The following is a 4444-nucleotide window of genomic DNA, read 5'->3' as shown; positions in this document are numbered from 1 at the left end:
CTGGTGGCGTATGTGGTCGGTGATGCGGCGGGTCTGCGGGATTTTGTGAGTGGGTTGTTGCCGGATTATCTGGTGCCGGCGGCGTTCGTGGCGCTCGACGCCCTGCCGATCACTCCCCACGGAAAGCTCGACCGCCGCGCACTGCCGGTCCCTCGGATCGAGGCAGGCGGTACGGCACCCCGCACCGCGCGGGAAGAGACCCTCTGCGGACTGTTCGGGGAGGTGCTGGGGCTCGAAGCCGTCGGTATCGACGACGACTTCTTCGAGCTCGGCGGTCACTCACTGCTGGCCCTTCGCCTGATCAGCCGGGTACGCGCCGCGCTGGGTGCCGAGCTGTCGATCCAAGAGCTTTTCGAACGACCCACCGTCGCGGCCATCGCCGGCCGGCTCGGCACCGCCAACAAGGCTCGGCCCGTTCTGCGGCGCCGCGTCCGTACCGAGGAGGCCCTGTGATCCCGCTGTCGTACGCCCAACGGCGGCTCTGGTTCCTGAGCATGGTGGAACAGCGTCCCACGTACAACGTCCCATTGGTGCTCCGCCTGCGGGGCCCGCTGCGGCCGGACGTGCTGGAGACCGCCCTCGCCGATGTGCTGGACCGGCACGAGGCGCTGCGGACGATCTTTCCGGCCGTCGACGGCGAACCCTGGCAGCAGGTCGTCACCGGTGCCCGGCCGGCCGTCGTCGCCACCACCGTGGCCGACGCGAACCTGCCGGATGCGCTCACCCAGGCCGCGCGCTACGTGTTCGACCTGACGGCCGAGCTGCCGATCCGCCCGTATCTGTTCCGCACCGCCGCGGACGACCACACGCTCGTCCTGGTCATGCACCACATCGCCACCGACGGCGGTTCGATGGGCCCGCTCGTCCGCGACCTCGCCGCCGCCTACGCCGCTCGCCTCGACGGCCGGGTCGCCCAATGGGAGCCGTTGCCGGTGCAGTACGCCGACTACACGCTCTGGCAGCGGGAACTCCTCGGTGAGGAGGACGACCCGCACAGCGTTCTCGCGCGGCAGTTGCGGCACTGGACGGACCAGTTGGCCGGGATCCCGGCGGAGCTGGCCCTGCCGACGGATCGGCCCCGGCCGGCCGAGCCGAGCTTCCGCGGCGACGCGGTGCCGTTCCGGTTCGACGCGGCGACCCACGCCGCCATGGCAGAGTTGGCCCGCACCAGCCAGGCCACGCTGTTCATGGTGCTCCAGGCCAGCCTCGCCACCCTGCTGACCAGGCTCGGCGCCGGCACTGACCTACCGATCGGCCTCCCGATCGCCGGACGCGGCGACGAAGCCCTGGACGACCTGGTCGGGTTCTTCGTCAACACCCTGGTACTGCGCAACGACACCGCCGGCGATCCCACCTTCCGGGAGTTGCTGGGCCGGGTGCGGGCGGTGAACCTCGCCGCCTACGCCCACCAGGACGTGCCGTTCGACCGCCTGGTCGAGCTGGTCAACCCGGAGCGCTCGCTGGCCAGGCACCCGCTGTTCCAGGTGATGCTCGTGCACACCCGGGGCGGCGCCGGCCAGCCGGTCGCCTTCGGCGACGTCACTGCCGAGATCGTCAAGACCGGCACCGGATCGGCGAAGTTCGACCTCACCCTCGGCGTCGAGGAGACCGCCGACGGTCTGGCCTGCACCCTGGAGTACGCGACCGACCTGTTCGACCGGGCGACCGTCGAAGGCCTGGCCCGCCGGCTCGGCCGCGTGGTCGAGCAGGTTCTCGCCGCCCCGGACGCGCCGATCGGGGCGGTGCGGATCGTGGACGACGCGGAACTCCAGCAGCTCCTCCACGAGTGGAACCCACCGGCCACGCGCGTGTCGGCCCAGGTGCACGAGGTTTTCACGGCGCAGGCGATGCGTACCCCGGCGAAGACCGCCCTGATCTACCGCGACCAGCGGATCAGCTACGCCGAGCTGGACAATCGCGCCGACGCCCTGGCCCGCCGGTTGCTTGACCGTGGTGTCACGCCGGGCCAGATCGTCGGCGTCCACCTGGGCCGCACCCCGGAGTTGATCGTCGCGCTGCTCGCCGTTCTCAAGGCCGGCGGCGGGTACACACTCCTCGATCCGTCCTTCCCCGCGGACCGGCTGGCCGCGGTGCTCGCGCAGGCCCGAGCGGCGTTGCTGGTGTCGAGCCCCGAGTGGGACCCCGACCTCGGAGTCCCGTGGATCGACGTCGACGCGACCCCCGTCGCGGCAGGCCCGGTCATCGGCTCGGCCGCGGGAGACGCGGACGACGTCGCCTGCTTGATCTTCACCTCCGGGTCGACCGGTGAGCCGAAGGGCGTCGTCCTGCCGCATCGGGCGATCGTCGGCACGCTGCTCGGCCAGGAGTACGCGCCGTTCGGCGCCGACGATGTGTGGCTGCAGGCCGCCCCGATGTCCTGGGACGCGTTCGCGACCGAGGTGTTCGGCCCGCTGTTCCACGGCGGTACGTGCGTGCTGCAACCCGGCGAGAGCCCCGAGCCGCAGGTCATGGCCGACCTGGTACGCGATCACGGGGTGACCGTGCTGAAGGGATCGGCGAGCCTGCTCAATCACCTGCTGGACGAGCACCCGGCGATCTTCGCCGGACTGCGCGGCGCGCTGACCGGCGGAGAGCCGGCGTCCACGTCCCACGCCGCCACCGTGCTCCGCGACTTCGGGCACCTCACCCTCACCAACGGGTACGGCCCGGCCGAGAGCATGGGCTTCACCACCACCCACCACATCACCGCGCCCGACCTGGAGCGTCCGTCGATCCCGATCGGTACGCCGGTCGCCGGCAAGCGGGCCTACGTACTGGACGCGCAGCTCAACCCGGTGCCGGTCGGCGTCACGGGCGAGCTCTACGTCGCCGGTGTCGGCCTGGCCCACGGCTATCTCCATCGGGCCGCGCTCAGCGCCGAGCGGTTCGTCGCGAACCCGTTCGAGATCAGTGCCAGGATGTACCGCACCGGCGACCTCGCACGATGGACCCGCGCCGGCGTACTGGACTACCGCGGCCGTGCCGACGACCAGGTGAAGATCCGCGGTTTCCGGGTCGAGCCCGGCGAGATCCAGCACGTGCTGGCCCGTCACGACGCGGTGACCCAGGCCGCCGTGGTGGTCCGCGAGGACCGGCCCGGCGACAAGCGCCTCGTGGCGTACGTGGTGGGTGATGTCACCGACCTGCGTCAGTACCTGAGCGACCGTCTGCCGGACCACCTCGTGCCGTCCGCGTTCGTCGCGATGGACGCGCTGCCGATGACGCCCACCGGCAAGCTGGACCGCCGGGCGTTGCCCGCACCGACCGTCGAGGTCACCGCCGTGGGCGCCCGTACCCCGCAGGAGGAGATCCTCTGCGGGATCTTCGCCGACGTGCTCGGCGTGGACACGGTCGGCACCGGCGACAACTTCTTCCTGCTCGGCGGCCATTCGCTGCTGGCGATGCGGCTGAGCAGCCGGGTCCGCGCCGCGCTCGGCGTCGAGCTCAACGTCCGTGACCTGTTCCACGCGCCCACCGTGGCCGGGCTCACCGCGCGCCTCGCGGTCAGCGCTGCGGCCCGGCCCGCCCTGCGCGCCGCGGAGCGCCCCGGAATTCTGCCGCTCTCCTTCGCCCAGCAGCGGCTCTGGCTGATCGACCAGATGGAGGGGCCGAGCGCGGCCTACAACTGCCCGTACGCGCTTCGACTGCGCGGAGCACTGGACCGGGTGGCGCTGGAGATGGCGCTGGCCGACGTGATGGACCGGCACGAGGTGCTGCGCACGGTCTTCCCCGTGGTGGACGGCCGGCCGTGCCAGCAGGTGGTCGCCGGGCGGCCCACGCTGGAGCGGATCCGACCGGACCAGCTCGACGAGATGGCCGGCCGGCCGTTCGATCTGGCGGCCGAGTTGCCCCTTCGGAGCTACCTGGCCGAGACGGGCCCCGAAGAGCACGTGCTGCTGCTGGTGCTGCACCATATCGCCAGCGACGGTTGGTCGAAGGCGCCGCTGCTGCGCGATCTGGCGGCGGCGTACTCGTCCCGTCTGGCGGGCACGCCTCCGCGGTGGAGTCCGCTGCCGGTGCAGTACGCCGACTATGCGCTCTGGCAGCGGGACCTGCTGGGCAGCGCCGACGACCCTGACAGCGTGCTCGCCGAGCAGCTGGGTTACTGGCGCGGCGCCCTGGTCGGCGCCCCCGACCAACTCGAACTGCCCACCGACCGGCCCCGCCCGGCGATCTCCAGCCACGGTGGCGATGCGGTGACGGTGGCCCTTGACGGGGAGGTGCACCGGGCGCTGCTGAACCTTGCGCGGAGCACCGGTACGACGTTGTTCATGGTGTTGCAGGCCGCGGTGGCGGCGTTGCTGACGAGGTTGGGCGCCGGTACGGATATTCCGATCGGGGCGCCGGTTGCGGGCCGCTCGGATGAGGCGTTGGCGGATCTGGTCGGGTTCTTCGTCAACACGTTGGTGTTGCGTACGGACACCTCCGGCGATCCGACGTTCCG

At 71.6% G+C, this 4444-nt stretch carries 2 protein-coding genes; both read left to right on the top strand.

Annotation, left to right across the window (positions count from 1 at the left end):
• A partial coding sequence (locus AB0J80_RS38415) for a phosphopantetheine-binding protein (RefSeq protein WP_364714760.1) occupies nucleotides 1-453 on the top strand: 453 nt, incomplete at its 5' end.
• Nucleotides 450-4444: amino acid adenylation domain-containing protein (locus AB0J80_RS38410; protein WP_364714758.1), on the top strand; the 3995-nt coding region annotated here is incomplete at its 3' end. The genes AB0J80_RS38415 and AB0J80_RS38410, both read left to right, overlap by 4 nt.

The sequence above is a fragment of the Actinoplanes sp. NPDC049548 genome, from assembly GCF_040676695.1.
Classification (GTDB): Bacteria; Actinomycetota; Actinomycetes; order Mycobacteriales; family Micromonosporaceae; genus Actinoplanes.
This window is presented reverse-complemented; position numbering and strand designations above follow the sequence as displayed.